Raw genomic sequence first — 23,897 nt, forward strand, 5'->3', positions numbered from 1 at the left:
CTCGGCGATATCTGCGACCTCTACACTCCAGACGAATGCTGGAACTACCTCAAGCACGCCGGATATGCGTCAGATTAAAGGCTCACCGCTCTAGAACAACGGAAAAACCCCGGCCATTGACGGCCGGGGTTTTTTGTTTGTGCTTGCTTTTGCTTGTTGCCCGAAAGCCGGCGATCAGTTGGCGCGCAGGGTGCTCACCAGATCGTTCAGACGGCTGCGCAGGTTGTTGGCCTGGACCCCCAGCTGACCGGCGGCGGAGAGCACCTTCTCGGCCCCCTCTCCGGTTTCCTGGGCGGCGCCACGCACGCCCCCGATGTGATCGCTGACCGTGTGCGTGCTGCCCGAGGCGCGCTGGGTGCTGTCGGCGATCTCCCGGGTCGCCGCGCCCTGCTCTTCGACCGCCGCCGAGATGGCCTGGGCAATCTCGTCGATGCGATTGATGACCTGGGCGATGTCCTCGATCGACTGGGCGGCCGAGGCCGACGCCGTCTGCACCGCCTCGATCTGCTCGCTGATCTCGTCGGTCGCCTTGCCGGTCTGGGTGGCGAGGTTCTTCACCTCGCCGGCGACCACCGCGAAGCCCTTGCCGGCATCACCGGCCCGCGCCGCCTCGATGGTGGCATTCAGCGCCAACAGGTTGGTCTGTTCGGCGATGTCGGTGATCAGCTTGACCACCTCGCCGATCCGGTTGGCCTGATCGAGCAGGCCACGCACCTCCTGGGTGGCCTGGCCGGCCCGGCTGACGGCATCGCGCGCGATCTGGGTGGACAGCGAAACCTGCTGGCCGATCTCGCCGATCGAGGCGGAGAGTTCCTCGGCCGCCGAGGCCACGGTTTCCACGCTGGCGGCGGCCTCGCCGGTGGACTGGGCGACACTGTCGGCCCGGCCAACCGTGTCGACCGCGTTTTCGGCCATCGACCGGGCCACGCCCTGCATGTCGCTGGCCGCCTCGCCGATGCCCTTGATCATGCCGCCCATCGACTGTTCCAGTTCGTCGGCCATCTGGCGCACGGCCCGCCGACGTTCCTGCTCGACCCGGAGCCGCTGGGCTTCCTCGGCGGCGTGCAGACGCTCCACCTCGATGGCGTTGTCCTTGAAGACCTGGGCCGCCGCGGCCATGTCGCCGATTTCGTCGGTGCGTTCCTTGGCCGGGATCTCGGCCTCGTGGTCACCGCCGGCGAGGCGCTTCAGGGCGGCCGTCATCGCTTCCAGCGGGCCGACCATGCCGCGGGCGATCAGGAAGGCGGCAAGCAGACCCAGCACCAGCGACACCCCGCCCACCCCGCTGACCACCAGGAAGGCGTTGTCCAGTTCCCGGCGGGTCTCGGCGCGAATGGCGGCGGCCTGCTTCAACGACCCATCGACCACCGCCTCGGCGGCACCGACGATGAGATCGCCGTAGTCGGCCAACTCCTGCTCGCGCGAGGTGAGCTGGCCGAGCAACCCGGAGAGGGTGTTCAACTCGTTCACGTAGCCGTCGTAGAGGTCGATCATGGCGTCGTCGGAGCGGCCCGCCGCGTCCAACTCGTCGGTCAGATCGTAAAGATGGTCCTCGGCCTGCAGCAGATGCTCCCAGACCAGGTTGAAGTGCTCTTCCGAGCGGCTGCGTATGAAGGCAACGGTGGCCGCCTGGGCCTTGTGAATCTCGCCGGCCAGGGCGGCGGCATGGGCCAGACGGATGAGCGAATCGCCGGCCTGCGCCTGGGTCATGTGCTGCTCGGCCTTGGTGATCAACTCGGCGCCGGCCGGAACCATGCGTCGCAGGACCACCTCGTCGCGCTCGGCCGCCAATTCGAGCGCCGGCCCCAGGCTTTCCTGATAGGCCGCCAGGGCGGCCTGCAACGAGGTGACGTGCACTTCCTGAGGCTGGCCCTTGGCAACCGTGGCCAGTTCGTCCAGGTCCGCCGCCAATTCGGCGCTGTTGGCTTGCAGTTCCTCGGCAAGCGCCGGGTCGGGGGTATCGAGATACTCCGTCACCCGGCGATCCAGTCGGGCCACGTCGCGGTCGAGCTGGATCGAATCAACGGCCAGGATGGCGGCGTCGGCGTAACCGGAGAAGCGGGAGGAAACGGACTGGAAAACCCACAGGGAGGTGGCCGACACCACCACCAGGAACAACAGGACAATTCCGAAGCCCAGATAAACGCGCCCATTGATGCGCAAGCGGAAGGCCATGACCTATCACCTCGTTGGTTGATGACGCGGTCGCGGGTGCGGCCGGGGCCCCCTTTTGCGCAAACGCCGCGCCTTTCATCGCGACGGCGTTTTGCCGGCCGGGCGCGAACGCGCCATGCTTTCGTTTGAAAACAGCAACGCCCCCCTGTCCGGAACGGCGAGGCGTTCCGATCAGGTGGTATTCTTTAAGCCACGGCGGGTGAAGAGAGACTGGGTCGGCGTGTCACGGGGGGCACGGCCGGCGCCGGAATGTCGGTCAGGCATTCAATCCCGGGCACTCGCCGCTTCAACACAAGGTCCACAGCGGTGACACTAGCATTGCCAGATCGTCGGGGAAACCTGGATCGCCGCCATTGTGCGTTGAAAAAGAACGGGATTAACCACCACAGGATTGGCTGACTGGAGCGTTTCGCAAGTCCCACTCGCGTTGCTCGAACCGGATGTGGGCATCGATCAGGCTGCGATAGATGTCCTCGATCAGGGTCAGGTCCATCCCCAAACCGCGCGCCGTTTCGCGGGCCTTGGCGACCACGTCCTCGATGCGCGCCGGGATCACCACGTCGGCCCGGGTTGGCTTGAAGCCGGCGGCCTGGGCCACGTAGCCGGCCCGCTCGGCGAGCAGGGGCACGATCAGACGGTCAAGTCGGTCGATTTCGGCCCGCACCTCGTCCAGCGAACGGCAGATGCGGGCCTTTCCGGCGGGCTGGGTCATCGCTTGGTCGAACCTCCTGGAAGTGTGGGCCGTTGTCCGGCCTCAGTAGCCGTATTCCTCCAACACCCGGCAGACCGTGCCGGTCCATCGGCCATGGAATGCCTCCAGCAACTCCTCGGCCGGGGTCTGGCCGCTGTCGGCGACCTTCTGCAACGGGTCCAGATAGTGCTGCTCGTCGTTGCCCAGGGCGCTGGGGATGTTGCGTCGGGCCAACCCCTCGCGGGCCAGCCCCAGCACGGTCAGCGCCAGTTCGCGCACCGTGGCCCCGCGAAACGGCGTGGCCAGCCCCAGACGCGGCACCTCGCGGCGCAGGTGGGCCCGGTCCTCGGCCGTCCAGCCGGCGATCAGCTCCAGCGCCGCGCCGCGGGACTGGGCATCGTAGAGCAGCCCGGTCCACAGGGCCGGCAGGGCGCACAGGCGGCTCCACGGGGCGCCGTCGGCGCCGCGCATCTCCAGGTAGCGCTTCAGGCGCACGTCCGGGAAGACGGTGCTCAGGTGATCCTCGAAATCGGCCATGGTCGGCAGTTCGCCGGGCAGGGCGGGCAGCTTGCCGGCCATGAAGTCGCGGAACGACTGGCCGGCGGCGTCGATGTAGCGGCCTTCGCGCTTGACGAAGTACATCGGCACGTCGAGCAGGTAGTCCACGTAGCGCTCGAAGCCGAAGCCGTCCTCGAACACGAACTCGGGCATGCCGCAGCGGTCCGCGTCGGTGTCGGTCCAGATGTGCATGCGGTACGACAGGTAGCCGTTGGGCCCGCCCTCGGTGAACGGCGAGTTGGCGAACAGCGCCGTGGCCACCGGTTGCAGGGCGGCCGAGACGCGGTACATCTCGACCATCGAGGCTTCGTCGGCGAAATCCAGGTTCACCTGCACGGTGCAGGTGCGCAGCATCATGTCCAGGCCCAGGCTGCCCACGGTGGGCATGTAGCGGCGCATGATGGCGTAGCGCCCCTTGGGCATCCAGTGGATGTCCTCGCGCTTCCAGGCCGGGTGGAAGCCCAGGCCGAGGAAACCGATGCCCAGCGCCGCGCCCACTTCCTTGACGATGCGCCGATGGCTGGTCACCTCGTCGCAGGTCTGGTGGAGATTCTTCAGGGGCGCCCCGGACAGCTCGACCTGCCCGCCGGGCTCCAGCGACACCGAGTTGTGGTGGTCGCTCTTCAGGGCGATCACGTTGTCGCCCTCGTAAACCGGCTCCCAGCCGTGCGGATAGAGCCCCTCGAGCAGGGCCTTGACGCCGCGCGGCCCGTCGTAGGGCACCGGGCCCAGGGTTTCCAGGTCGTAGGCGAATTTCTCGTGCTCGGTGCCGATGCGCCACTGATCAGCCGGCTTGGCGCCCGACTCCAGAAAGCCGACCAGATCGGCCTTGCCGCTGATGGGAGGAGAGGTGTCAGGCATCGGCGAACAACCACGCAGGCAAGGGGGGCGGACAAGTCAGGCGGACAGGTCAGGCGGACAGGTCAGACGAACGCAAACCGCCGCGCCCGGCAGCCAACACCTGCCAGGCGGCCAGGGCGGCCAGGGCGGCGGTCTCGGCGCGCAGGATGCGCGGGCCCAGATCAACTGGTTGAACAAACGGCAGTTGCCGCACAGCGTCAAGCTCGGAGTTGTCGAAGCCGCCCTCCGGCCCGACCAGGAAGGCCACCGGATCGGCAGCGTCCGCCCGCTCCAGGCAGTGGCCGAGCGGCCGCCCGCCGCCGGTCTCGTCAAGCAGCAGCAGACGCCGCCCGGCGGGCCAGTCGGCCAGCACCTCGGGCAGCGGTTGGGGTTCGGCCACCTCGGGCACGGTCAGACGGCCGCACTGCTCGGCCGCCTCGGTGGCGATGGCGCGCAGCCGGTCGGTCTTCACCCGCTGGCTGTTGGTGCGCCGGGTGAGCACCGGCAGCAGGCGCCCGGCGCCCAGCTCGGTGGCCTTCTCGACCGTCAGGTCCAGGGCCTGGCGCTTGACCGGGGCGATGAGCAGCCACGGCCCCGGCTCGGGGTGCGGCGGGCGCATCCTGACCTCGAGGCAAGCCGTGCCGCCGCGCTTGCGGTCCAGGGTTGCGAGGCGCGCCCGCCATTCGCCATCGCGGCCGTTGAACAGGGCCACCGCGTCGCCCGGGCCGCGCCGCATGACGCTGACCAGATAGTGGGTCTGGGCCGGGCTCAGCGGCACCTCGGCCCCCTCGGCCAGCGGCGCGTCCAGCCACAGCCGCAGGCGCGGCCGCGCCGCCGCGCCCTCGCCCCCGTTCCCGTTCCCGTCGTCGCCCTCGCCCTCGTCCTCGCGGCCTGTCATCCCGCCCTCCTGTTAACCACTGCCCCCTTGAGCCGGCCGCCACGGGCGACGTAAAGTCCCCCCGCCCGCGTCCGGGCCAATCCATACCCGCCGGCACAGCGGCGGCAGCGAGGGGGATCAGACACCGATGGCGGAGACCCACGCCTCCGGCGCCACGCAGCCGGCATCGCCCAACGGAGCGCCCGGGGAAACGCCTCGAAAGGCATCGCCTGAAAGTGGCGCGCCCGGCGCCGCGCCGTCAAGCGACCCCACCCCAGCCGACAACCCGGGCGGCCCCGACCTGGACGGCCCCAACCTGATCGGCGACATGCCGACCGACACCTGGATCGACCGCCAGGCCCCGCCGTTCACCCGCCCCTACCTGAAGCTGATGCGGCTCGACCGGCCGATCGGCACCTGGCTGCTGCTGTTCCCCTGCCTGTGGTCGACCGCCCTCGCCGCGCCGGCCGCCGGCAGCGCCTGGCCGCACCTGGGGCTGATGATCCTGTTCGTCATTGGCTCGGTGGTCATGCGCGGCGCCGGCTGCGTGGTCAACGATCTGGCCGACCGCCATGTGGACGGCAAGGTGGCGCGCACCGCCGGCCGGCCCATCCCCAGCGGACAGGTCAGCGTGCAGGCCGCCCTGCTCTTCCTGATCGGCCTGTTGCTGGTCGGGCTGGGGGTGCTGGTGCAGCTCAACACCTGGGCCATCGCGGTGGGCGCGGCGTCGCTGATGCTGGTCTTCCCCTACCCCTACATGAAGCGCATCACCTACTGGCCGCAGCTGTGGCTGGGCCTGACCTTCAACTGGGGGGCCCTGGTCGGCTGGACCGCCGTCACCGGCAGCCTGGGCTGGCCGGCGCTGATCCTCTATGTGGCCGGCATCTTCTGGACCCTGGGCTACGACACCATCTACGCCCACCAGGACAAGGAGGACGACGCGCTGATCGGGGTCAAGTCCTCGGCCCTGGCCCTGGGCGGACGCACCGTGCCCTTCCTGGTCTTCTCCTACGCCGCCTGTCTGGCCCTGATCGCCCTGGCCGGCGCCGCCGCCGGCATGGGCTGGCTGTTCTACCCGCTGCTGGCGGTGGCCGGCGGGCATCTGGTCTGGCAGGTGGCGACGGTGGACATCGACCATGGCCTGAACTGCCTGACCCGCTTCAAGTCCAACCGCCACTTCGGCGCCCTGGTCCTGCTGGCCATCGTGGTCGGCGCCCTGCAAGGGGGCGGCTGACCCTGGCCGACACGCCGTTCGACCGGGCCGCCTTCATCCGCGCCCAGACGCGCCTGGGCAGCGCGCCGCTGGTTCCGGAGATCCGGCTGCATCTGGCCGACCGGGCGCTGGAGCTGTGGCAGGCCAGCGAGGACGCCCTGGCCGAAAAGGGCCTGCCGCCGCCCTACTGGGCCTTCGCCTGGGCCGGTGGGCAGGCGCTGGCCCGTTTCGTGCTGGATCATCCGCGGGTGGTCGCCGGCCGGCGCGTGCTCGACCTGGGCTGCGGCGGCGGGCTGGTCGCCCTGGCCGCCGCCAGGGCCGGCGCCGGGCGCGTCACCGGGGCCGATATCGACCCCTTCGCCCGCCTCGCCCTCGACCTCAACGCCGAAGCCAACCGGCTGTCGGTGGTGGGGCTCGACGATGCCCTGGGCGCGTCATCCGACTGGGACCTGATCCTGGCCGCCGACATCTGCTACGAGCGCCCCACCGCCGAACGCCTGACCGCCTGGCTGGGCGCCCGGGTGGCCCAGGGCGCCCGGGTGCTGCTCGCCGACCCGGGCCGGGCCTACCTGCCGAAAACCGGCCTGAAAGCCCTGGCCGCCTACGACGTGCCGACCGACCTCGACCTGGAGGACCGGACCGTCCGACACACCACGGTCTACGAGATGGCCGCGCCCGAGGGATGATCCCGTCTCCCCCTCGGCGCCCCGGCCGACTCTTTACGCCTCGGCGCCACGGCCGACTTCTTACCCTTCGGCGCCACGACCGCCGTGGGCGGCGCTCCAGGCAATGGGGTCCTTGAGGAAGGCGCGCACGGCGTCCAGGGTCTCGCGGTCAAAGCGGCCGTCATGCTCGGCCACCTCCAGCACGTCCCACCAGTTGCACAGATAGTGCAGGCTGACCCCGGCCTCCTCCAGGCTGCCCAGGGCGCCCGGGAAGACGCCGTAGAAGAACACCACGAAGGCGTGATGGCAGACCGCCCCGGCCTCGTCCAGGGCGCGGGTGAAGGTCAGCTTGCTGCCGCCGTCGGTGGCCAGATCCTCGACCAGCAGGACCCGCGCGCCCTCGGCCATGTCGCCCTCGATCTGGGCCATGCGGCCGAAGCCCTTGGGCTTCTTGCGCACGTACAGCATGGGCAGCATCAGGGCGTCGGCCAGCCACGCGGCGTAGGGGATGCCGGCCGTCTCGCCGCCAGCCACGGCATCCAGGCGCTCGAAGCCGATCTCCCGCTCGATGGCGGCGCGGGCCAGCTCGGTGATGCGGCGCCGGGCGCGCGGAAAGCTGATCACCTTGCGGCAGTCGATGTAGACCGGCGAGGCCCAGCCGGCGGTCAGCGTATAGGGGTCCTCGGGCCGGAAGTTGACTGCGCCGATTTCCCACAGGATGCGGGCCACGGTCAGGCCGGCGGCCTTGTGGTCGGGGGAATGGGCGGGGCGATCCATGGGGGGGCTCCTTGAAGCAGAGACGGGCGGTGTTTGCGTGCTCCCCTGTTTAGGGGTAAATCTCGGGCGCCTCAATCGGCTTGCCGCCCCCAACCTTCGGAGCCCGCCATGTCCGGCCTGATCGACCTCACCCGCGACGGCCCGTTGGCCACCGTCACCCTCAACCGGCCGGAGCGCCTCAATGCCCTGACCCTGCCCATGTGGCAAGGCCTGGCCGAGCACTTCGAGACCCTGGCCGGCGACGACTCGGTGCGCTGCGTCATCCTCACCGGGGCCGGCAAGGCCTTCGCCGCCGGGGCCGACATCGACGAGTTCGACACCGTGCGCGCCACCCCGGAGCAGGCCAAGGACTACGATCTGGTGATGCGCCGCGCCCTGGCCGCCGTGCGCGACTGTCCGCACCCGGTGGTGGCCCGCATTCGCGGCACCTGCGTCGGCGGCGGGCTGGAACTGGCCGCCATGGCCGACCTGCGCTACGCCAATGAAGGAGCCCGCTTCGGGGTGCCGATCAACCGCATCGGCGTGGTCATGGCGCACCCCGAGCTGGCCGGCCTGCTCGCCCACTGCGGCCCCGCCCAGGTGCTGGAGCTGCTGCTGGAAGCCCGCATCGTCGGCGCCGCCGAGGCCCAGCAAATGGGCCTGCTCAACCAGGTCTTCGCCGACGAGGCGCTGGACGAGGAAGTGGCCACCCGGGTCCACCGCATCACCGAGGGGGCGCCGCTGGTCAACCGCTGGCACAAGCAGTTCGTCCGCCGCCTGACCGCCGCCGCCCAGGTGCCGCCCGAGGAGTTGGGCGAGGCCTACCGCTTCCTCGAAACCAACGACTACGCGGAAGGGCTGGCCGCCTTCCGCGACAAGCGCCGCCCCGACTTCACCGCCAGCTAGGGCCCCCGCCGCGTGGACATGACGCAAACCAGCGACGACATCTGGGTGCTGGCCGACGACCGGGCCGGCAACGTCGCCCAGGCGTTGGGCGTCGGCGAGGCGCTGGCCGCCCGCACCGGCCGCAGGGTGGTGCGCAAGGACATCGCCTACAGCCGCCTCGCCGCCCTGCCCAACCGGCTGCGCGGCGCCTCCCGCCTGGGGCTGGCCGAGGCCGACCTCGCCCCGCCCTGGCCGGCCCTGGTCATCGGCGCCGGGCGCCGCACCGCACCGCTGGCCCGCTGGATCAAGCGGCAAAGCATCGGCGCCACCCGGCTGGCCCAGATCATGTGGCCCGGCCACGCCGGCGCCGGCAGCTTCGAGATGATCGCCGTGCCCGAGCACGACAGGCTCGCCAACCCGCCGCCCAACGTGATGCGCCTGCTGGGCGCCCCGCACCGGGTGACACCGGATCACCTGGAGGCCGCCCGCGCCGCCTGGGCGCAGCCCCTGGGCGACCTGCCGGCCCCCCGCATCGCGCTGATCGTCGGCGGCGGCACCAAGGGCAAGCCGTTCACCCCGGCCCTGGCCCGCGATCTGGCCGGGGCCGTGAAGGCCCTGTGCCAGGAGCTGGGCGGCAGCCTGATGGTCACCACCTCGCGGCGCACCGGCGCGGCGGCCGACGACCTGCTGGCCGCCCTGCCGCCACCCGACCACCTGTTCCGCTGGGACCGCACCGACGCCGACAACCCCTACTTCGGCTATCTGGCCTGGGCCGACGTGCTGGTGGTCACCGGCGATTCGGTGTCCATGGTCTGCGAGGCCTGCGCCAGCGGCCACCCGGTCCGCCTGTTCGCCCCCCCGGCCATGACCCGGGCCAAGCACCGCCGCCTCCACCAGACCCTCTACGCCACCGGCATGGCCGCCCCGCTGGGGGCGCCGGTCAGGCTGGACGCCGAGCCGCCCCGCCTCGATCCCACCGGCCAGGTGGTCGAGGCGCTCCTGATGCGCCTGGGGTGGGCCTGATGAACACCGGCGCGCGCCCCGACCGGCCGCGCCTGCTGTGCTGCGGCTCGCTCAACCTCGACGTCACCGCCGAGCCCACCGAGCCCGGCACCGCCAAACGCCGCAAGGGCCGGGTGGCGGCACGGCCCGGCGGCGGCGCCTTCAACATGGCGGCCGACCTCAAGGCCCACGAAACCGAGCCCCGCCTGCTGGCAGCCGTCAACGATGGCCCGCTGGCCCGCCTGTTCCGCGACGCCCTGACCGACGCCGGCATCGAGGCAGTGCTCCACCAGCAACCCGATCTGGCCGACTCCATCTTCGTCGGCTGGTTCGAGGACGGCGATCTGGTCCGCTCCCTGGGCAACAACGTGGGACCGGCCATCCGCCTCCCCGAGGCGATCATCGAGGCGGCCCTGGACGGCATCGACGGCGTCATCCTCACCCTCGCCTTCGACGACGCCCTGTGCCGCGACATCGCCCAACGTACCCTGGCCGCCAACCTGCCCCTCTTCCTGGCCGTCAACTCCGAGGCCCGGGCCCGCCGCCTGCCCCGGCTGGCCCACGCCGCCCCGGGCGCCGAAGCCGCCTTCATGAACCACGACGAAGCCCAGGCCCTGTGCGACCTGCTCAAGGTCAGCAGCCCACAAGGCGCCGCCGATACCCTGAAACTGCCGCTGGTGGTCACCGCCGGAGCCCAGGGCCTGACCCTGCACCAGCCGGAAACCCCACCCACACCCGTCGCCGGACAGTCCCTGCCAGTGACCGGCAACACCCTCGGCGCCGGCGACCTGATCGTCGCCGCCACCGCCTACTTCCGGGTCGTCGAAGGCCTGCCCCTGAACCAGGCCGTGGCCTGGGCCCCCACCCGCATGGCCGAACTGCTGAAACGTACCGAAGCGTATCTGGACATCGGATAGGGGGGGGGAGGCGAAGCTCCACGCACGTCCCAAGGCAAAACGGGGGCTCCGCCCCCAGACCCCCGCCGGGGGGACAGGGTCCCCCCGGACCCCGCCAATTCGTTGGCGCGCAGCACGCCTGTGCTGTGGATGGCGCTGGCGGGGTTGAAAGCAGGCCGGCTGCGCCGGCCTGCGGAACCACAAAACGACAATACACCCGTCATGCGCGGGCTGCCTTGACGCTGACAGGCGGTTGTTTGGTTGCAGGCCAGCTTCGCTGGCCTGCTGAAATCCCCTCCCACCCCGTGGCACAGGCCGCGCCGCGCGCTCGACAACGCCATGGTGGGGTCCGGGGAGGCCCGAGGCCTCCCCGGCGGGGTTTGGGGCAGCGCCCCAAGTCGCCGCCACGCGGCGGCCCCATTGACGCGGGCAGCCGGTGGTTTGGTTGCAGGCCAGCTTCGCTGGCCTGCCGAGAACCCCTCCCACCCCGTGGCACAGGCCGCGCCGCGCGCTCGGCAAGGTCATGGTGGGGTCCGGGGAGGCCCGAGGCCTCCCCGGCGGGGTTTGGGGCAGCGCCCCAAGTCGCCGCCACGCGGCGGCCCTACTGCGCGCCCGCCTGTCGCAGATCGGCGGTGAAGCGTTGGAAGGCCTCGGCGGTGGCGGTGCGCAGGGCGGCGACGGCGGCGGCCGGCGAGGCATCGGCGGCGGGTTGTTCGCTGTCGTAGGTGCCGAGGTGGATCAGCCGGCCGTGGTGGATATCGGTCAGTGACAGGCTGAGCGACAGGGCGACGCGGGTGGTTTCGCCGCCGCGCAGTTGCTCGAAGCGGCGCACCCGGCCCTGGACTTCGTAGGCGGCGGGGACGCGCAGTTCGGGGGTCACGGTCTGGCTGAACAGGCCGCTGGCGCGCAGGTGGTCGGCCAGGGCGCGTTGCAGAAGGTCGGTCGGCGGCTCGGCCCAGTAGTGGTAGCTGTAGCGGGTCAGCTCGCCGCCTTTTTCCGAGAAGGCCAGCGAGCGTTCGCCGACCACGCCATCGGCGGTGAAGCGCCCCACCTCGACCACGCCGTTGAACAGGGGCGCGGTTTGCGACGCGGCTTGGGTCCTTTGGGGCACCGGCGGGTCGAGACGATAGAAGGTGTCGCGCGGCACCGGCGGCTGGGTGCAGGCGGCGGTCAGCAGGCCGAGCAGCAGAAGCCCGGCGAGCGGCAGGCGAGAGCGGAGCGGGTGGCGCGGGTCGGTCACTGGCTGGCCTCGTCGGCGGGCGGCGAGCCGCCCAGGAGAAGGCCCGGATTCTGCCTGATGGAGCGGCTGAACTCAAACATGTTCCGGGCCGTGCCGTCCAGGTTGTAGGTGATGGTGTCGATGCGCCGGCTGATCGCCTTCATGGTGTAGCGCATTTCCTCGATGGTGTCGGTCACCGCCACCTGATTGCCGTCGACCATCTCGGCGACCCCGGTCATGGTCTGGTCGGCCTTACCGATCATGCGTTCCAGGGTGGCGACGGTGGTCGCCACCTCGCCCTTGAGGTCGCGCAGGTCCCGCGCCAGGGCGGCGAAGGTTTCGGCGGCGACGCGGGTGTTCTCGATGGTGCTGCGCAGGGAGTCGCGGTTGCCCTGGCCCAGCACGTCCTGATCCAGGTTGCGCGAGAACGAGGCCACCGACTGGCTGATTTCCGGCACCTTCTCGGCCAGGGCGGCGGCGGCGGTCTTGAGGTCGGCGACGATGGTCGGGGCGTCGCCGACCAGCGAGCCGCCCAGCGCCTCGACATAGTTGTTGAGGTTCTGCAACAGGGGGCGGATCGACGACTGGGAGAGGTCGGTGATTTCCGAGGCCACCTCGTTGAGGGCGGCGAACATGTTGGCCCGCTGCTGCGAGGGGATGACGCCGTCCTCGGGGATCGGCTTGCCGCTCTCGCCGGCCTTGATGTCGATGGCCACGGCGGCCAGCAGGCCCGAGGCGGCGATGCGGGCCAGGCTGTCGGAGGCCAGCACCCAGTCCTCGGCCACCTCCAGGCGCAGCTTGAAGCGGGGCGCCGTGCCGGGGCTTTCGACCTCGGGAATGATCTCGGCCACCTGGCCGACCGGGAAGCCCTCGACCGTTACCTTGGTGCCGTATTTCACCCCGCCCACGTTGTCGTAGTAGGTGTAGTAGGTGCGGGTGCCGCCGACCCGCCCGGTCATCAGCGACAGGGCGACGATGAGCACGGCGAGCATGGCCAGCACGAAGCCGCCGACCATGACGTAGTTGATGCGAGAGGTTTTCATGGCGCCCCGTTGTCCTGGCTTCCCGTGGGTTCAGAGATCGATGCCGGTCAAGCGCTCCAGGTAGGCATCGACGTCGAGATCGGGGTCCTCCCCCTGGCGATTGAGCAGGTTGCGGATGCGCGGATGGTCGCTGGCCCGGATGGCCGCCACCGTGTCCACGGCCAGCACCTTGCCGCGATCCAGCACGCAGATGCGATCGGCGATCTTGAAGGCGCTTTCCAGCTCGTGGGTGACGACCACCACAGACATGCCCATGGCGGCGCGCAGATCGAGGATCAACTGGTCGATGGCGGTCGCCACCACCGGGTCGAGCCCGGCCGAGGGTTCGTCGCAGAACAGGATCCTGGGGTCCATGACGATGGCCCGGGCCAGGGCGGCGCGCTTGATCATGCCGCCGGAAAGCTCGGCCGGCATCAGGTGCTCGAAGCCGGCCAGGTTGACCACCTCCAGCTTCAGGCGGGCCATGATCTCCATGGTCTTGCGGTCGAGCCGGGTGTGCTCGATGAGCGGCAGCATGATGTTCTCGAGCACGCTCAGCGAAGAGAACAGGGCGCCGCCCTGGAAGGCCACGCCGAGGCGCTGGCGCAGCAGGGTGCGGGCCACCCCGTCGATGGCGTTGAGGTCCTCGCCGAGCACCCGGATGGCCCCCGAGGTGGGGACCAGCAGGCCCAGCAGGTGGTTGAGCAGGGTCGACTTGCCCGAGCCCGAGCCGCCCATGATGACCAGGATCTCGCCCGGCTGCACCTCAAGGTCGATGCCATCGAGGATCTTGCGCGGCCCATAATGGGTGACCAGCCCGCGCACCTCGATCACCGGGGCGTTGTCCGGGCCTGGGTCGGCGGCGGTCTGGGCGGCGGCGGACACGGTCTTGATGCCTCCTAGCGGGTCAGCACGAAGGCGAACACCATGTCTGTAATGACAATGGCGGTGATGGCGTGCACCACCGAGCGGGTGGTCATCCGTCCCACCCCCTCGGCGCCGCCGCTGACCAGGGCCCCGTTGACCACCCCGATGAGGGCGATCAGCACCGCGAACAGGGCGCTTTTGCCCAGGCCGTGGGCGATGTCGTTGACCGCCAGCACCTCGATCACCTGATCGGCGTAGGCGGCCATGTCCATGCCCAGTTCCAGGGTGATGTAGAGACCGGCCCCGAACAGGGCGACCAGATCGGCCCACACGGTCAGCGCCGGGACCATCAGCAGGGTGCCGAACAGGGCCGGGGCGACCAGGAAGCGCACCGGGTTGATGCCCATCACGGTCAGCGCGTCGATCTCCTGGTTGATGCGCATGGTGCCAAGGCGCGCCGCGAAGGCCGAGCCGGAGCGCCCGGCGACCAGGATGCCGGTAATCAGCGGGGCGAACTCGCGGACCACCGACAGGGCCACCCCGAACACCACGCGGCTTTCGGCGCCGAAGGTCTTGAGGGCATAGATCGACTGGATGGCCAGCATCAGGCCGATGGTCAGGGCCATGATGGTGACGATGGGGACGGCCTTGACGCCGACCTCCATGGCCTCGGCGAAGATCAGGCCCAGGCGCACCGGCTGGCGGCGGCGCCGGCCGACCACCGCCCACATCAGGCTTTCGGCCAGCAGCACGGCGGCGAAACCGATCTCGGAGACCGCCCCCAGGGTGGCCCGGCCAAGACGGTCCAGGAAGGCGCTCGCTCTGGCCGGAAGGGCGGACACGGGCGGCGTCTCCTGTCGCTGGGGGTGGGGGTGGGGGCGCGGGCCGGCCTGGATCAGGCGCCGACCGTCGCCGCCTCGACGGTGTCGTGGAAGGTGAAGACCTTGTCCAGGCGGGCCAGTTGCAGCACCCGCATGGCGGCCGGGCTGACCTGGACCAGACTGAACGACAGGCCCTTCTTGCGCGCCGTCTGATAGGCCTCGACCAGGCTGGCGATGCCCGAGGAATCGATGTAGGTCACCGCCGACAGGTCGACCACCGGCCGGCGCCCGTCCTCGAGCAGGCCGAGCAGGCCCTTGCGCACCTGGGGCGAGGTTTGCAGGTCCACATCGCCCTTCAGATGGACCACCGCGAAGTTCCCGTGATCGTTGACCGACAGCTCCATCACCTCGTCATCCCCCTTCACGGTCGAACCGCTTGATCAGCCTGAGCAGATTGCCGGCCCCGGCGGGCGGCGACAAAAATTCCGCCCGGTCGGTCACCTCGCGGATCAGATGCAGCCCCAGGCCCCCGGGCCGCACCTCCGCCGGGTCGCGGATCACCAGACAGTGGGGATCCACCGGGTCGGCGAAGTCGACCAGGGTCACGATCACCGTGTCATCCTTCCAGGCCATTTCAATTACTATGTCACCGGTTTCTTTTCCACCATAAGCATGGCGCACGATGTTCTGGCACGCCTCGTCGACCGCCAGCACCAGATCGTGCCGCCAGTCGGGGCCGGCCGGCAATCCTTCCAGGGCGCCGGCCACGGCGCGGCGGATGTCGGCCAGATTGGCCGCCCGGGCGGCGACCCGGCCGCGCCACAGCAAATGGCCGGAGGTGGTGCGCGGCGGGACGGGCGGGATCATGGCTGATCCTGTTCGATGACCAGCACGGTCAAATCGTCGTGGGCCGGGGTGTCGCGCACCATGACCTGCTCGACCAGGGCCATCAGGCGGGTGCGGCGGTCGAGGTGGGCCAACTCGGCGAACAGGGCCAACGCCCCCTGCTGACCCAGCATCTCGCGCGCGCCCCCCGGCTTGCCCGCCGGGCGCCCCGGCGGGCGGGCCTCGGTCAGCCCGTCGGAGAACACGTACAGGCTGCCGCGGCCGAGCAGGAAGCGGCTGACCGGCCAGCCCTCGGGCCCGGCGGCGTCCTCCAGGATGCCCAGCGGCGGCGCCTCGGCCGGCAGCTCGCGCAGCAGGCGGCCGCCCCGGTTGACCAGCAGCGGCGGCTCGTGGCCGGCGTTGGCCAGCGCCACCTCGCCGCTGACCGGGTCGAACAGCCCGACCACCAGGGTGACGAACATGCCATGGCCGGCGGTTTCGCAAAGCTCATGATTGATCTGGCCGAGCAGCCGCCCGGGGTCGTCCTCGCCCTTGCACAGGCAGCGCACGATGGCCGAGGTCTTGGCCATCAGGAGGGCGGCGTTCATGCCCTTGCCGGAGACGTCGCCCAGGCAGAACCAGATGCGCCCGTCGGGACGCTCGATGATGTCGAAGAAATCGCCCGAGACGCCGCGCGCCGGCACGTTGACGCCATGCACCGGGAAGTCGCCGGGAGCCGCCTCGGGCAGCAGCTTGCGCTGGATCTCGGCGGCCAGATGCAGCTCGGTGGTCAGCCGTTCCTGCTCGACCAGCCGTTCGGTCAGCTCCACGTTGTGCACGGCCAGCGCGGCGGCGGCCGACATGACCTCGAGCAGCGCCTGATCGGCCGGGCCGAACAGCGGGTCGGGGCCGCTCTTGTTGATGATTTCCAGCGCCCCCAGCACCTGATCGCCGACCACCATCGGGGCGACCAGGATGGAGCGGGTGACGAAGCCGGTCTGGCCGTCCACGTCGACCGTGCCGAAGTCGGGGTCGTCGGCGGTGTCGCGCACCAGCTGGGCCTTGCGGGTCTGCACGGCGCGGCCGACCACCCCCTTGTCGGCGGGGAAGGTCAGGCCGGTGATGTCGACCGGCCCATAACACGCCTCGCAGGCCAGGAAGGCCCCATCGCTGGAGAGCAGGAACAGCGAGCTGGCCTCGGCCTCGAGGATGCGACTCACCCGGACCAGGCCGGAGAGGATCGAGCCCTTGGGATCGCGGGTGTGGGCGAACTCCGCCGTCACCTGGGCGATCAGGTCGAGGTGGGCCAGCGGGGTGGCGGCGTCGATCACGCCGGCACTCGGATGGTCGGATATCGTCACCGGATCGGACCTTCCCTGCCACGCCTCCCGGTTTCCCGTTCAGGAAACCGGCGGGAGGACTTGGACAACCGTCATCATATGAGGGTCGCACTTGCCAAGCCAATGGAATAGGATAAGGGTCGCCGAAAGATCACAGAGGCACCGCATCCCCGGGCAGGAATGGGGCGCGGAAAGGTGTGATTGCGCCAGGCCCCCTTCGGGACCGGGAGCGCGGTCCTTGGGGGTGACTGGCAGGGGGGTTCTCTGGGTGTGCGCATCCTGATCGCCGACGATCATGAACTGTTCCGCGACGGGTTGCGTCTGGTCCTGGCCGGGCTCGAGGAGGACCTGACCATCGTCGAGGCGGCCTCCTACGAGGAAGCCCTGGACCAGATCGGGCAGGGGCCGCCGCTGGACCTCGTGCTGCTCGACCTGATCATGCCCGACATGCACTGGTCGGAAGGCTTGGCGGCGCTGAAGGCGCGGCTGGGCGAGGTGCCGGTGGTCATCCTCTCGGCCTCGGAGGACCGCAACCTGGTGGTCGAGACGGTGCAGCAGGGCGCCGCCGGCTTCATTCCCAAGACCAGCAGTTCGAAGGTGATGATCGGCGCCCTCAAGCTGGTCATCTCGGGCGGCATCTACCTGCCCCCGGCCCTGGTCGGCGACCCGCCGCCGGTGCCCACGCCCGGCGGCACCGCCCCGCCCGCCAACCGAATGCCCGAGGCTGCCCCCGCCGCCCCGCCGCGCCCGGTGATCCCCGAGCCGCCGGCCGAGGACAGCGTGCCAGCCCACCTGACGCCGCGCCAACGCCAGGTGCTGGCGCTGCTCGGCCAAGGCAAGTCGAACAAGGAGATCGCCCGCGCCCTCAACCTCTCCGAGGGCACGGTGAAGCTGCACGTCACCGCCATCCTGAAGGCGCTCAAGGTCTCCAACCGCACCGGCGCGGTGGTCGCCGCGGCCCGCCTGGGCCTCGGCGAGGCGTCGCCGTAAGGACCCCACCGCCCCGTGGCCGCCGATCCCCCTCCCCCACCCGACGACACCCCCGACAGCAGGCCAGCGACCGACAACGGCCCGCCGCTCAATCCCTGCGTCCGCGCCCTGCGCGAGGCCATGCGCCTGTATGCCGAGGCGGTGCTCGACCGGGCCCGGGCCATGCCCGATGGCCGGGTCGGCGCGGTCGACCTGTTGGCCATCCAGGCCTACCTGATGCGCCGCGACAGCAACGTCGAGGCCTACCTGGACAGCCTGATGGTGGAATGCCGGGAATGGCAGCGCGCGGCGCTGATGAACGAGCTCAGGGGCGATACCTTCCACCGCCTGCTGGTCGGCCTGTTCGAGGACCGCCTGACGCCGCGCGGCGAGTTGGGCCGCGACGACCCGGAACGCCTGCCGCGCCAGGCCCTGCCGGCCTTCTTCCAGTGGGCCCACGGGGTGCTGGGGGCCGAGTTCGTGACCCGGCAGGAGCGCGCCTGCGAACGCGCCAAGGGCCGGCTGATCGAGCAGGCCGGCATGGCCTTCGACTGGGCCGACCTCGAACGCCAGCCCGAGGTGGTGACCATCCTCCAGGAAACCGCCTACCGCCTGATCACCCACTTCGGGCGCAACTTCCGGGGCAAGGTGGCCACCTTCATCACCAAGATGAACTACAACCTGACGGAAACCGACCGCAGCTTCGGCCTGGGGCGCGGCTACCTGATCAACGAGCGGCGCACCCGCCTTCTGCTGTCGGCCCTGATCCGCCCCATCGACCCGGAAGCCATGGGCCCCGAGGCGCGCCAGACGCTGGCCCGCAACCTGGGCGAAGGCAAGCTTGCGATCATCCAGCGCCTGAAGGCCGAGGTGGCCAGCCTCGACGGCGGCGGCTGAGCGGCGCGTCCACCGCTCTCTCTATCGCAGCCCCCTTTGCAGCCTGGGGCCCGGTGCGCTACAAGCACCCCATCCAGACAACCCGTCCCGACGCTTTGCCACGAGGAGCCATCCATGGCCGCCCACCAGTACATCTATCACATGCAGGGGGTCAGCAAGACCTTCCCCGGCGGACGCGAGGTGCTGAAGAACATCCACCTGCAGTTCCTGCCCGGCGCCAAGATCGGCGTGCTGGGCTACAACGGCGCCGGCAAGTCGACCCTGCTCAAGATCATGGCCGGGCTCGACAGGGAGATCAACGGCGAGGCCTGGGCCGCCGACGGGGTCAAGGTCGGCTTTCTGCCCCAGGAGCCGCAGCTCGACCCGGACAAGACGGTGATCGAGAACGTCATGGACGGCCTTGGCGAGTTGAAGGCCCTGATGGACGAGTTCGAGACCCTGAGCGCCCGCTTCGCCGAGGAAATGAGCGAAGAGGAAATGAACGAGCTGATCGCCCGCCAGGGCGAGGTGCAGGAGAAGATCGACAACGCCGACGGCTGGGACATGGAGCGCAAGGTGGAAATCGCCATGGACGCCCTGCGCTGCCCGCCCCCCGACGCCGACGTGACCAAGCTCTCCGGCGGCGAGCGGCGCCGCGTGGCGCTGTGCCGCCTTCTGCTCTCCAAGCCCGACATGCTGCTGCTCGACGAGCCGACCAACCATCTCGACGCCGAATCGGTGGCCTGGCTGGAACGCTTCCTGGAGGAATACCCGGGCACCGTGGTCGCGGTCACCCACGACCGCTACTTCCTGGACAACGTCACCGGCTGGATTCTCGAACTGGATCGCGGGCGCGGCATTCCCTACCAGGGCAACTACTCGTCCTGGCTGGAGCAGAAGCAGAAGCGCCTGGAACAGGAAGCGCGCGAGGAAAAGGCCCGCCAGCGCACCATCTCGGCCGAGCTTGAGTGGATCCGGCAAAGCCCCAAGGCCCGCCAGACCAAGAACAAGGCGCGCATCAGCGCCTTCGACGCCCTGGTCGCCGAATCGCGCGACAAGGCGCCCGGCACCGCCCAGATCGTCATCCCGGTGCCGGAGCGCCTGGGCAACGAGGTGATCGAGGCCCAGGGCGTCTGCAAGGCCTTCGAGGACCGCTACCTGATCGACGATCTGTCGTTCCGCATCCCGCCCGGCGCCATCGTCGGCGTGATCGGCGCCAACGGGGCCGGCAAGACCACCCTGTTCCGCATGATCAGCGGCCAGGAAAAGCCCGACCAGGGCACCATCAAGGTGGGCGAGACGGTGCGCCTGGGCTACGTCGACCAGAGCCGCGACAGCCTCAAGGCCGACGTCACCGTGTGGGAGGAAATCGCCGAGGGCCAGGACGAGGTGGACCTGGGCAACGGCCGCAAGGTGCCCAGCCGGGCCTACGTCGGCCAGTTCAACTTCAAGGGCGCCGACCAGCAGAAGAAGGTGGGCCAGCTTTCCGGCGGCGAGCGCAACCGGGTGCATCTGGCCAAGATGCTGAAGTCCAGCGCCAACGTGCTGATGCTCGACGAACCGACCAACGATCTGGACGTCGACACCCTGCGCGCCCTGGAAGCCGCCCTGCTCGACTTCCCCGGCTGCGCCATCGTGATCAGCCACGATCGCTGGTTCCTGGACCGCGTCGCCACCCACATCCTGGCCTTCGAGGGCGAGTCGCACGTGGAGTGGTTCGAGGGCAACTTCGAGGACTACGAGGCCGACAAGAAGCGCCGCCTGGGCGCCGAGGCGACCGAGCCCCACCGCCTGAAGTACAAGCCGATCAGCCGCTGACCCGGCAGGCGGCGCACCAAGCGCCGCCCACGCCTGGATCGGCGCGCCGAGCGCCGCCCACGCCTGGGTCGGCGCGCCGTGCGCCGCCCACGCCTGGGTCGGCGCGCCGTGCGCCGCCCACGCCTGGGTCGGCGCGCCGTGCGCCGCCCGGGATCGGCCCCGACTGGCCAGGGTCGGGGCCGATTACGGTCACCTGCGGCCGTGGCGCAGTTCCTTGACGATGCCGTGCAGGGTGCGCACTTCCTGCACGCTCAGCCCGGCGCGCTGGAAGATGTTGCGGATGTTGCGCTTCATGCCCGGCCTCTTCTCTTCCGAGCGCAGGAACCCGCAGTCTTCCAACTCCCGGAACAGGTGGTGGTGCAGGTTGTCCAGGTCGGCCTGGGTGGCCGGCGGGCTGTCGGAGGCCGGCGGCGCCATGTCGAACGGCCCGCCGTGGGCCTGGAACCACTCATAGCCGACCAGCAGCACCGCCTGGGCCAGATTGAGCGAGCGGTAGGCGGGGTTGAGCGGCACCTCGATGATGGCATCGGCCAGCGCCACGTCGTCGTTGCCCAGGCCGGCCCGCTCCGGCCCGAACAGCACCCCGGCGCGATGCCCGGCGGCGATCACCCCGCCCAGCGTCTGGGCCGCCTGGCGCGGCGTGGTCAGGGGCTTGACCATGTCCCGACGCCGCGCCGTGGTGGCCAGCACACGGTGCAGATCGGCCACGGCGGCGGCGGTGGTCGGATAGGCGCGGGCGGCGCGCAGCACGGCGTCGGCGCCACTGGCGGCGGCCACCGCCTTGTCGCCCAGCCAGTCCTCGCGCGGCTCGACCAGCCTCAGGTCGCCCAGGCCGCAGTTGTGCATGGCCCGCGCCGTGGTGCCCACGTTCTCGGCCAGTTGCGGCTGGACCAGGATGACGGCGGGCGCCGGCATCGGTTCGGGCTCGGCCGGCGTCTCAGGCGCCATCGGCGGTCGGCTCGGCGGGCGGGGTGGCGGGTGGAGCGGCGGGCGGGGCAATCACCGGGTCGGCGGGCGGGGTGGTGGGTGGAGTGGCGGGCGGGGCAAGCACCGGGCGGTCGCCCGGGCGGTCGCTGTCGGGAATGTCGAGGCGCTCCAGCAGGCGGCGCGCCTGTTCCAGGGCCGGTTCGCGGGCCATGCCGGGGCTGAAGGTCGGGCCGTAGACCATGCCCACGGCGAGGCGGCCGACCGGCGACAGTTCCACGCCGCCCTCGGGCAGCGGCTGGAAGGCCTCGAAGAAGGTGTCGTCGTCGACGTTCAGGCCCAGCGCGAACGACACCTTGTGCAACAGGCAGCGGTTCATGCGCCCGTCGTTCAGACCATCGCGCACGAACACCGTGGCCGAGGTGAGGAGCCCCGCCTCGGCTCCCAGGACGAGGCAGGGATAGCGGGCGCTGGCCAGTTGGCGCGCCGTGTCACCGCCGTAGCCCTGGGCGGCGATGAAGGCTTCCAGTTCCCCGGCCGGCACCGAGATGACGCTAAGATTGCCCCCCGCCAGGGCCTCGGCGCGGGCCTCGGGATCGGGGTCGAAGGGCAGGCTGGTGCTCACCGCCACGTCCAGGCTGTCGAGCGCGTCGAGGGCCTGGACCAGGCTTTCCACCTGACCGCGCATCACCGCGTGGCGCGGCCCCATGACGACGATGCGCACCGGCTCTTCCCAGCGCCTCAGGATGGGTCCGTCGCCGTCCGGCCCGTCCACCCCGAAGCCGGAGAAGGCCAGCTTGTCGAACAGCTCGCTCACCCGATCCACGGTCGGGCGCTTGCGCGCCTCGGGATCGGAAACGACCAGACCGATGCCCATCGCCACCACCAGCAGGACGATGGAAAAGACAATCACCCGGATGATCACCAGGGCGGGATGGCGGGCCCCCTTGCCGGGCTGACCATCGGGGGGAACGGGCGCGTCACTCACTCTCCGGTTTCTCCGTCACGCATCAGCTTGAAAATCACCGAATCGCGCAGGGCGATGTAAGAGGCATCGATGACGTTGGACGACACCCCGACGGTGGTCCAGCGGCCGCCCCGGTCGTCGGCGCTTTCGATCAGCACCCGGGTGACGGCGTTGGTCGCCGCGTCCGGGTTGAGGATGCGCACCTTGTAGTCGACCAGCTTGAGGCCGGCGATGGTGGGATAGACCGGAATGAGGATCTTCCGCAAGGCGGTGTCCAGCGCGCTGACCGGGCCATTGCCCTCGGCCACGGTCATCGTCTGCTGGCCGTGGATGGTCGCCTTGACGGTGGCCTCCGACAGGGTGATCAGCTCGCCCTTGGCGTTCCAGCGCCGCTCGTCGATGACCCGGAAGGAATTGAGCGAGAAGAACACCGGCACCTCGTCCAGCACCTCGCGGGCCAAAAGCTCGAAGCTGGCCTCGGCGCCGTCGTAGGCATAGCCGTTGAACTCGCGCAGCTTCACCTCTTCCAGCAGGTGGGCGATCTTGGGGTTGTCGGGCTCCACCTCGATGCCGATCTCGCGGAAGCGCGACAGCACGTTGGAACGCCCCGACTGGTCGCTGACCAGGATCTGCCGGCGGTTGCCGACCAGATCGGGGATGATGTGCTCGTAGCAGCGCGGGTCCTTCTCCACCGCCGAGACGTGCAGGCCGCCCTTGTGGGCGAAGGCCGATTCGCCGACGTAGGCGGCGTGGCGGTTGGGGGCCCGGTTCAGGCGCTCGTCGAACTTGCGCGAGACCTGGGTCAGGCGGGCCAGATCGGGCCCGGCGAGGCCCGTCTCGAAGCCCATTTTCAGCATCAGGCTGGGGATGATGGCGATCAGGTCGGCGTTGCCGCAGCGCTCGCCCAGGCCGTTCACCGTGCCCTGGACCTGACGCGCCCCGGCGCGCACCGCGGCCAGGCTGGAGGCGACCGCGGTGGCGGTGTCGTTGTGGCAGTGGATGCCCACCCTGTCGCCGGGCAGGCGGGCGGTCACCTCGCCGACCATGCGTTCCACCTCCTCGGGCAGGGTGCCGCCGTTGGTGTCGCACAGCACCACCCAGCGCGCCCCGGCCTCGAGCGCCGCCTCCAGGCACGACAGGGCATAGGCCGCATTGTCGCGGTAGCCGTCGAAGAAATGCTCGGCGTCGAACATCACCTCGCCGGCCCGGGTGGTGGCGTGGGCGACGCTGTCGGCGACCATGCGCCGGTTCTCGTCCGGGTCGATGCCCAGGGCCACCTTGCACTGGAAGTCCCAGGTCTTGCCGACCAGGGTGACCACCGGCGCCCCCACCCCGAGCACCGCCGACAGCCCGGGATCGTTGGCGGCGCTGCGGCCGGCCCGGCGGGTCATGCCGAAGGCGGCGAGGCGGGCCCGGGAGAGGTCCGGCAGGGCGGCGAAGAAGGCGTCGTCGGTCGGGTTGGCGCCCGGCCAGCCGCCCTCGATGTAGTCGATGCCGAGGGCGTCCAGCTCGCGGGCGATGGCCGCCTTGTCGGCGGCCGAGAAATCGACGCCCATGGTCTGGGCGCCGTCGCGCAGGGTGGTGTCGTACAGGTAGACGCGGTCGCTTTGGCTCATGGTGGCTCGGGCTTGCCCTGTTCTTGTATCGGGTTCCGGTATCGGAACAAGGGGCGGAGGATGCCCCAGGCCACG

At 70.4% G+C, this 23,897-nt stretch carries 23 protein-coding genes; 8 read left to right on the plus strand and 15 right to left on the minus strand.

All coding sequences use genetic code 11. The features are described from left to right. Window positions 1-174: 174 nt before the first annotated feature. From BLR95_RS10910 to BLR95_RS10925, 4 genes are all read right to left on the minus strand, one after another. A complete protein-coding gene (locus BLR95_RS10910; RefSeq protein ID WP_092619778.1) occupies window positions 175-2,175 on the minus strand; it encodes a methyl-accepting chemotaxis protein in 2,001 nt (666 codons plus the stop codon). A 376-nt stretch (window positions 2,176-2,551) separates the two neighbouring features. Beyond that, the gene (locus tag BLR95_RS10915; RefSeq protein WP_092619781.1) at window positions 2,552-2,887 is read right to left on the minus strand and encodes a chorismate mutase; all 336 of its coding nucleotides are present in this window, start codon (window positions 2,885-2,887) and stop codon (window positions 2,552-2,554) included. 42 nt (window positions 2,888-2,929) lie between these two features. Next, complete coding sequence (locus BLR95_RS10920) at window positions 2,930-4,285, minus strand: glutamate--cysteine ligase (RefSeq protein WP_092619784.1); 1,356 nt, start codon at window positions 4,283-4,285, stop codon at window positions 2,930-2,932. Window positions 4,286-4,334: 49 nt separating this feature from the next. Continuing rightward, complete coding sequence (locus tag BLR95_RS10925; RefSeq protein WP_092619786.1) at window positions 4,335-5,162, minus strand: 16S rRNA (uracil(1498)-N(3))-methyltransferase; 828 nt, start codon at window positions 5,160-5,162, stop codon at window positions 4,335-4,337. A gap of 307 nt (window positions 5,163-5,469) precedes the next feature. Here BLR95_RS10925 and ubiA point away from each other — a divergent pair, with 307 nt between their 5' ends. After that, entirely contained in the window at window positions 5,470-6,375 is a 906-nt protein-coding gene (ubiA, locus tag BLR95_RS10930; protein ID WP_218119538.1) for a 4-hydroxybenzoate octaprenyltransferase, read from the plus strand. A 197-nt stretch (window positions 6,376-6,572) separates the two neighbouring features. Next, window positions 6,573-7,040 carry a class I SAM-dependent methyltransferase gene (locus BLR95_RS10935; RefSeq protein WP_342719958.1) on the plus strand — a complete coding sequence of 156 codons (468 nt, stop codon included), beginning with the start codon at window positions 6,573-6,575 and terminating at the stop codon, window positions 7,038-7,040. A gap of 60 nt (window positions 7,041-7,100) precedes the next feature. Here the strand turns inward: BLR95_RS10935 and BLR95_RS10940 are convergent, their stop codons facing one another. Then, a complete protein-coding gene (locus tag BLR95_RS10940; protein ID WP_092619792.1) occupies window positions 7,101-7,796 on the minus strand; it encodes an orotate phosphoribosyltransferase in 696 nt (231 codons plus the stop codon). A 108-nt stretch (window positions 7,797-7,904) separates the two neighbouring features. On the opposite strand from BLR95_RS10940, the gene BLR95_RS10945 reads away from it, so the two are divergent. The 3 genes from BLR95_RS10945 to BLR95_RS10955 are packed head-to-tail and all read left to right on the plus strand — an operon-like array spanning window position 7,905 to window position 10,579. Beyond that, window positions 7,905-8,681 (plus strand): enoyl-CoA hydratase/isomerase family protein, encoded by a 777-nt coding sequence (locus BLR95_RS10945; protein WP_092619795.1) that lies wholly within the window; start codon window positions 7,905-7,907, stop codon window positions 8,679-8,681. Window positions 8,682-8,699: 18 nt separating this feature from the next. Next, window positions 8,700-9,683, plus strand: coding sequence for a mitochondrial fission ELM1 family protein (locus tag BLR95_RS10950; RefSeq protein WP_092619798.1), 984 nt, complete (start codon window positions 8,700-8,702; stop codon window positions 9,681-9,683). Then, window positions 9,683-10,579, plus strand: coding sequence for a carbohydrate kinase family protein (locus BLR95_RS10955; protein WP_143130983.1), 897 nt, complete (start codon window positions 9,683-9,685; stop codon window positions 10,577-10,579). Before BLR95_RS10950 ends, BLR95_RS10955 begins: the two co-directional genes overlap by 1 nt. Window positions 10,580-11,159: 580 nt before the next feature. Here the strand turns inward: BLR95_RS10955 and BLR95_RS10960 are convergent. Genes BLR95_RS10960 through BLR95_RS10990 form a run of 7 tightly spaced genes read right to left on the minus strand, consistent with a single transcriptional unit; the run spans window position 11,160 to window position 16,673 of the window. After that, a complete protein-coding gene (locus BLR95_RS10960; RefSeq protein ID WP_092619804.1) occupies window positions 11,160-11,798 on the minus strand; it encodes an ABC-type transport auxiliary lipoprotein family protein in 639 nt (212 codons plus the stop codon). Continuing rightward, on the minus strand, window positions 11,795-12,820 hold the full coding sequence (locus BLR95_RS10965; RefSeq protein WP_092619807.1) for an MlaD family protein: 1,026 nt from the start codon (window positions 12,818-12,820) through the stop codon (window positions 11,795-11,797). The genes BLR95_RS10960 and BLR95_RS10965 overlap by 4 nt, the downstream gene beginning before the upstream one ends. A 30-nt stretch (window positions 12,821-12,850) precedes the next feature. Next, window positions 12,851-13,684, minus strand: coding sequence for an ABC transporter ATP-binding protein (locus BLR95_RS10970; protein WP_092619810.1), 834 nt, complete (start codon window positions 13,682-13,684; stop codon window positions 12,851-12,853). A 14-nt stretch (window positions 13,685-13,698) separates the two neighbouring features. Beyond that, window positions 13,699-14,508, minus strand: coding sequence for an MlaE family ABC transporter permease (locus BLR95_RS10975; protein WP_245689463.1), 810 nt, complete (start codon window positions 14,506-14,508; stop codon window positions 13,699-13,701). Window positions 14,509-14,561: 53 nt separating this feature from the next. Continuing rightward, window positions 14,562-14,912 carry an STAS domain-containing protein gene (locus BLR95_RS10980; protein WP_245689464.1) on the minus strand — a complete coding sequence of 117 codons (351 nt, stop codon included), beginning with the start codon at window positions 14,910-14,912 and terminating at the stop codon, window positions 14,562-14,564. Next, window positions 14,899-15,354: an ATP-binding protein gene (locus tag BLR95_RS10985; protein ID WP_092619816.1), complete on the minus strand. Its 456-nt coding sequence runs from the start codon at window positions 15,352-15,354 to the stop codon at window positions 14,899-14,901. Before BLR95_RS10985 ends, BLR95_RS10980 begins: the two co-directional genes overlap by 14 nt. After that, the gene (locus tag BLR95_RS10990) at window positions 15,351-16,673 is read right to left on the minus strand and encodes a PP2C family protein-serine/threonine phosphatase (protein ID WP_092619819.1); all 1,323 of its coding nucleotides are present in this window, start codon (window positions 16,671-16,673) and stop codon (window positions 15,351-15,353) included. The genes BLR95_RS10985 and BLR95_RS10990 overlap by 4 nt, the downstream gene beginning before the upstream one ends. 249 nt (window positions 16,674-16,922) lie before the next feature. Here BLR95_RS10990 and BLR95_RS10995 point away from each other — a divergent pair, with 249 nt between their 5' ends. From BLR95_RS10995 to ettA, 3 genes are all read left to right on the plus strand, one after another. Then, complete coding sequence (locus tag BLR95_RS10995; RefSeq protein WP_092619822.1) at window positions 16,923-17,642, plus strand: response regulator; 720 nt, start codon at window positions 16,923-16,925, stop codon at window positions 17,640-17,642. A gap of 15 nt (window positions 17,643-17,657) precedes the next feature. Next, complete coding sequence (locus BLR95_RS11000) at window positions 17,658-18,518, plus strand: hypothetical protein (protein ID WP_092619825.1); 861 nt, start codon at window positions 17,658-17,660, stop codon at window positions 18,516-18,518. A gap of 114 nt (window positions 18,519-18,632) precedes the next feature. Further along, entirely contained in the window at window positions 18,633-20,315 is a 1,683-nt protein-coding gene (gene ettA / locus BLR95_RS11005; RefSeq protein WP_092619828.1) for an energy-dependent translational throttle protein EttA, read from the plus strand. A 189-nt stretch (window positions 20,316-20,504) separates the two neighbouring features. Here the strand turns inward: ettA and BLR95_RS11010 are convergent, their stop codons facing one another. The 3 genes from BLR95_RS11010 to cimA are packed head-to-tail and all read right to left on the minus strand — an operon-like array spanning window position 20,505 to window position 23,822. Then, entirely contained in the window at window positions 20,505-21,263 is a 759-nt protein-coding gene (locus BLR95_RS11010) for an RNA methyltransferase (RefSeq protein ID WP_245689465.1), read from the minus strand. Then, entirely contained in the window at window positions 21,253-22,227 is a 975-nt protein-coding gene (locus BLR95_RS11015) for a DUF2927 domain-containing protein (protein ID WP_092619831.1), read from the minus strand. Before BLR95_RS11015 ends, BLR95_RS11010 begins: the two co-directional genes overlap by 11 nt. Beyond that, on the minus strand, window positions 22,224-23,822 hold the full coding sequence (cimA, locus tag BLR95_RS11020; protein ID WP_092619834.1) for a citramalate synthase: 1,599 nt from the start codon (window positions 23,820-23,822) through the stop codon (window positions 22,224-22,226). The genes BLR95_RS11015 and cimA overlap by 4 nt, the downstream gene beginning before the upstream one ends. Between the last annotated feature and the right edge of the window lie 75 nt (window positions 23,823-23,897).

It is taken from the genome of Roseospirillum parvum, from assembly GCF_900100455.1.
Taxonomy (GTDB): Bacteria; Pseudomonadota; Alphaproteobacteria; order Rhodospirillales; family Rhodospirillaceae; genus Roseospirillum; species Roseospirillum parvum.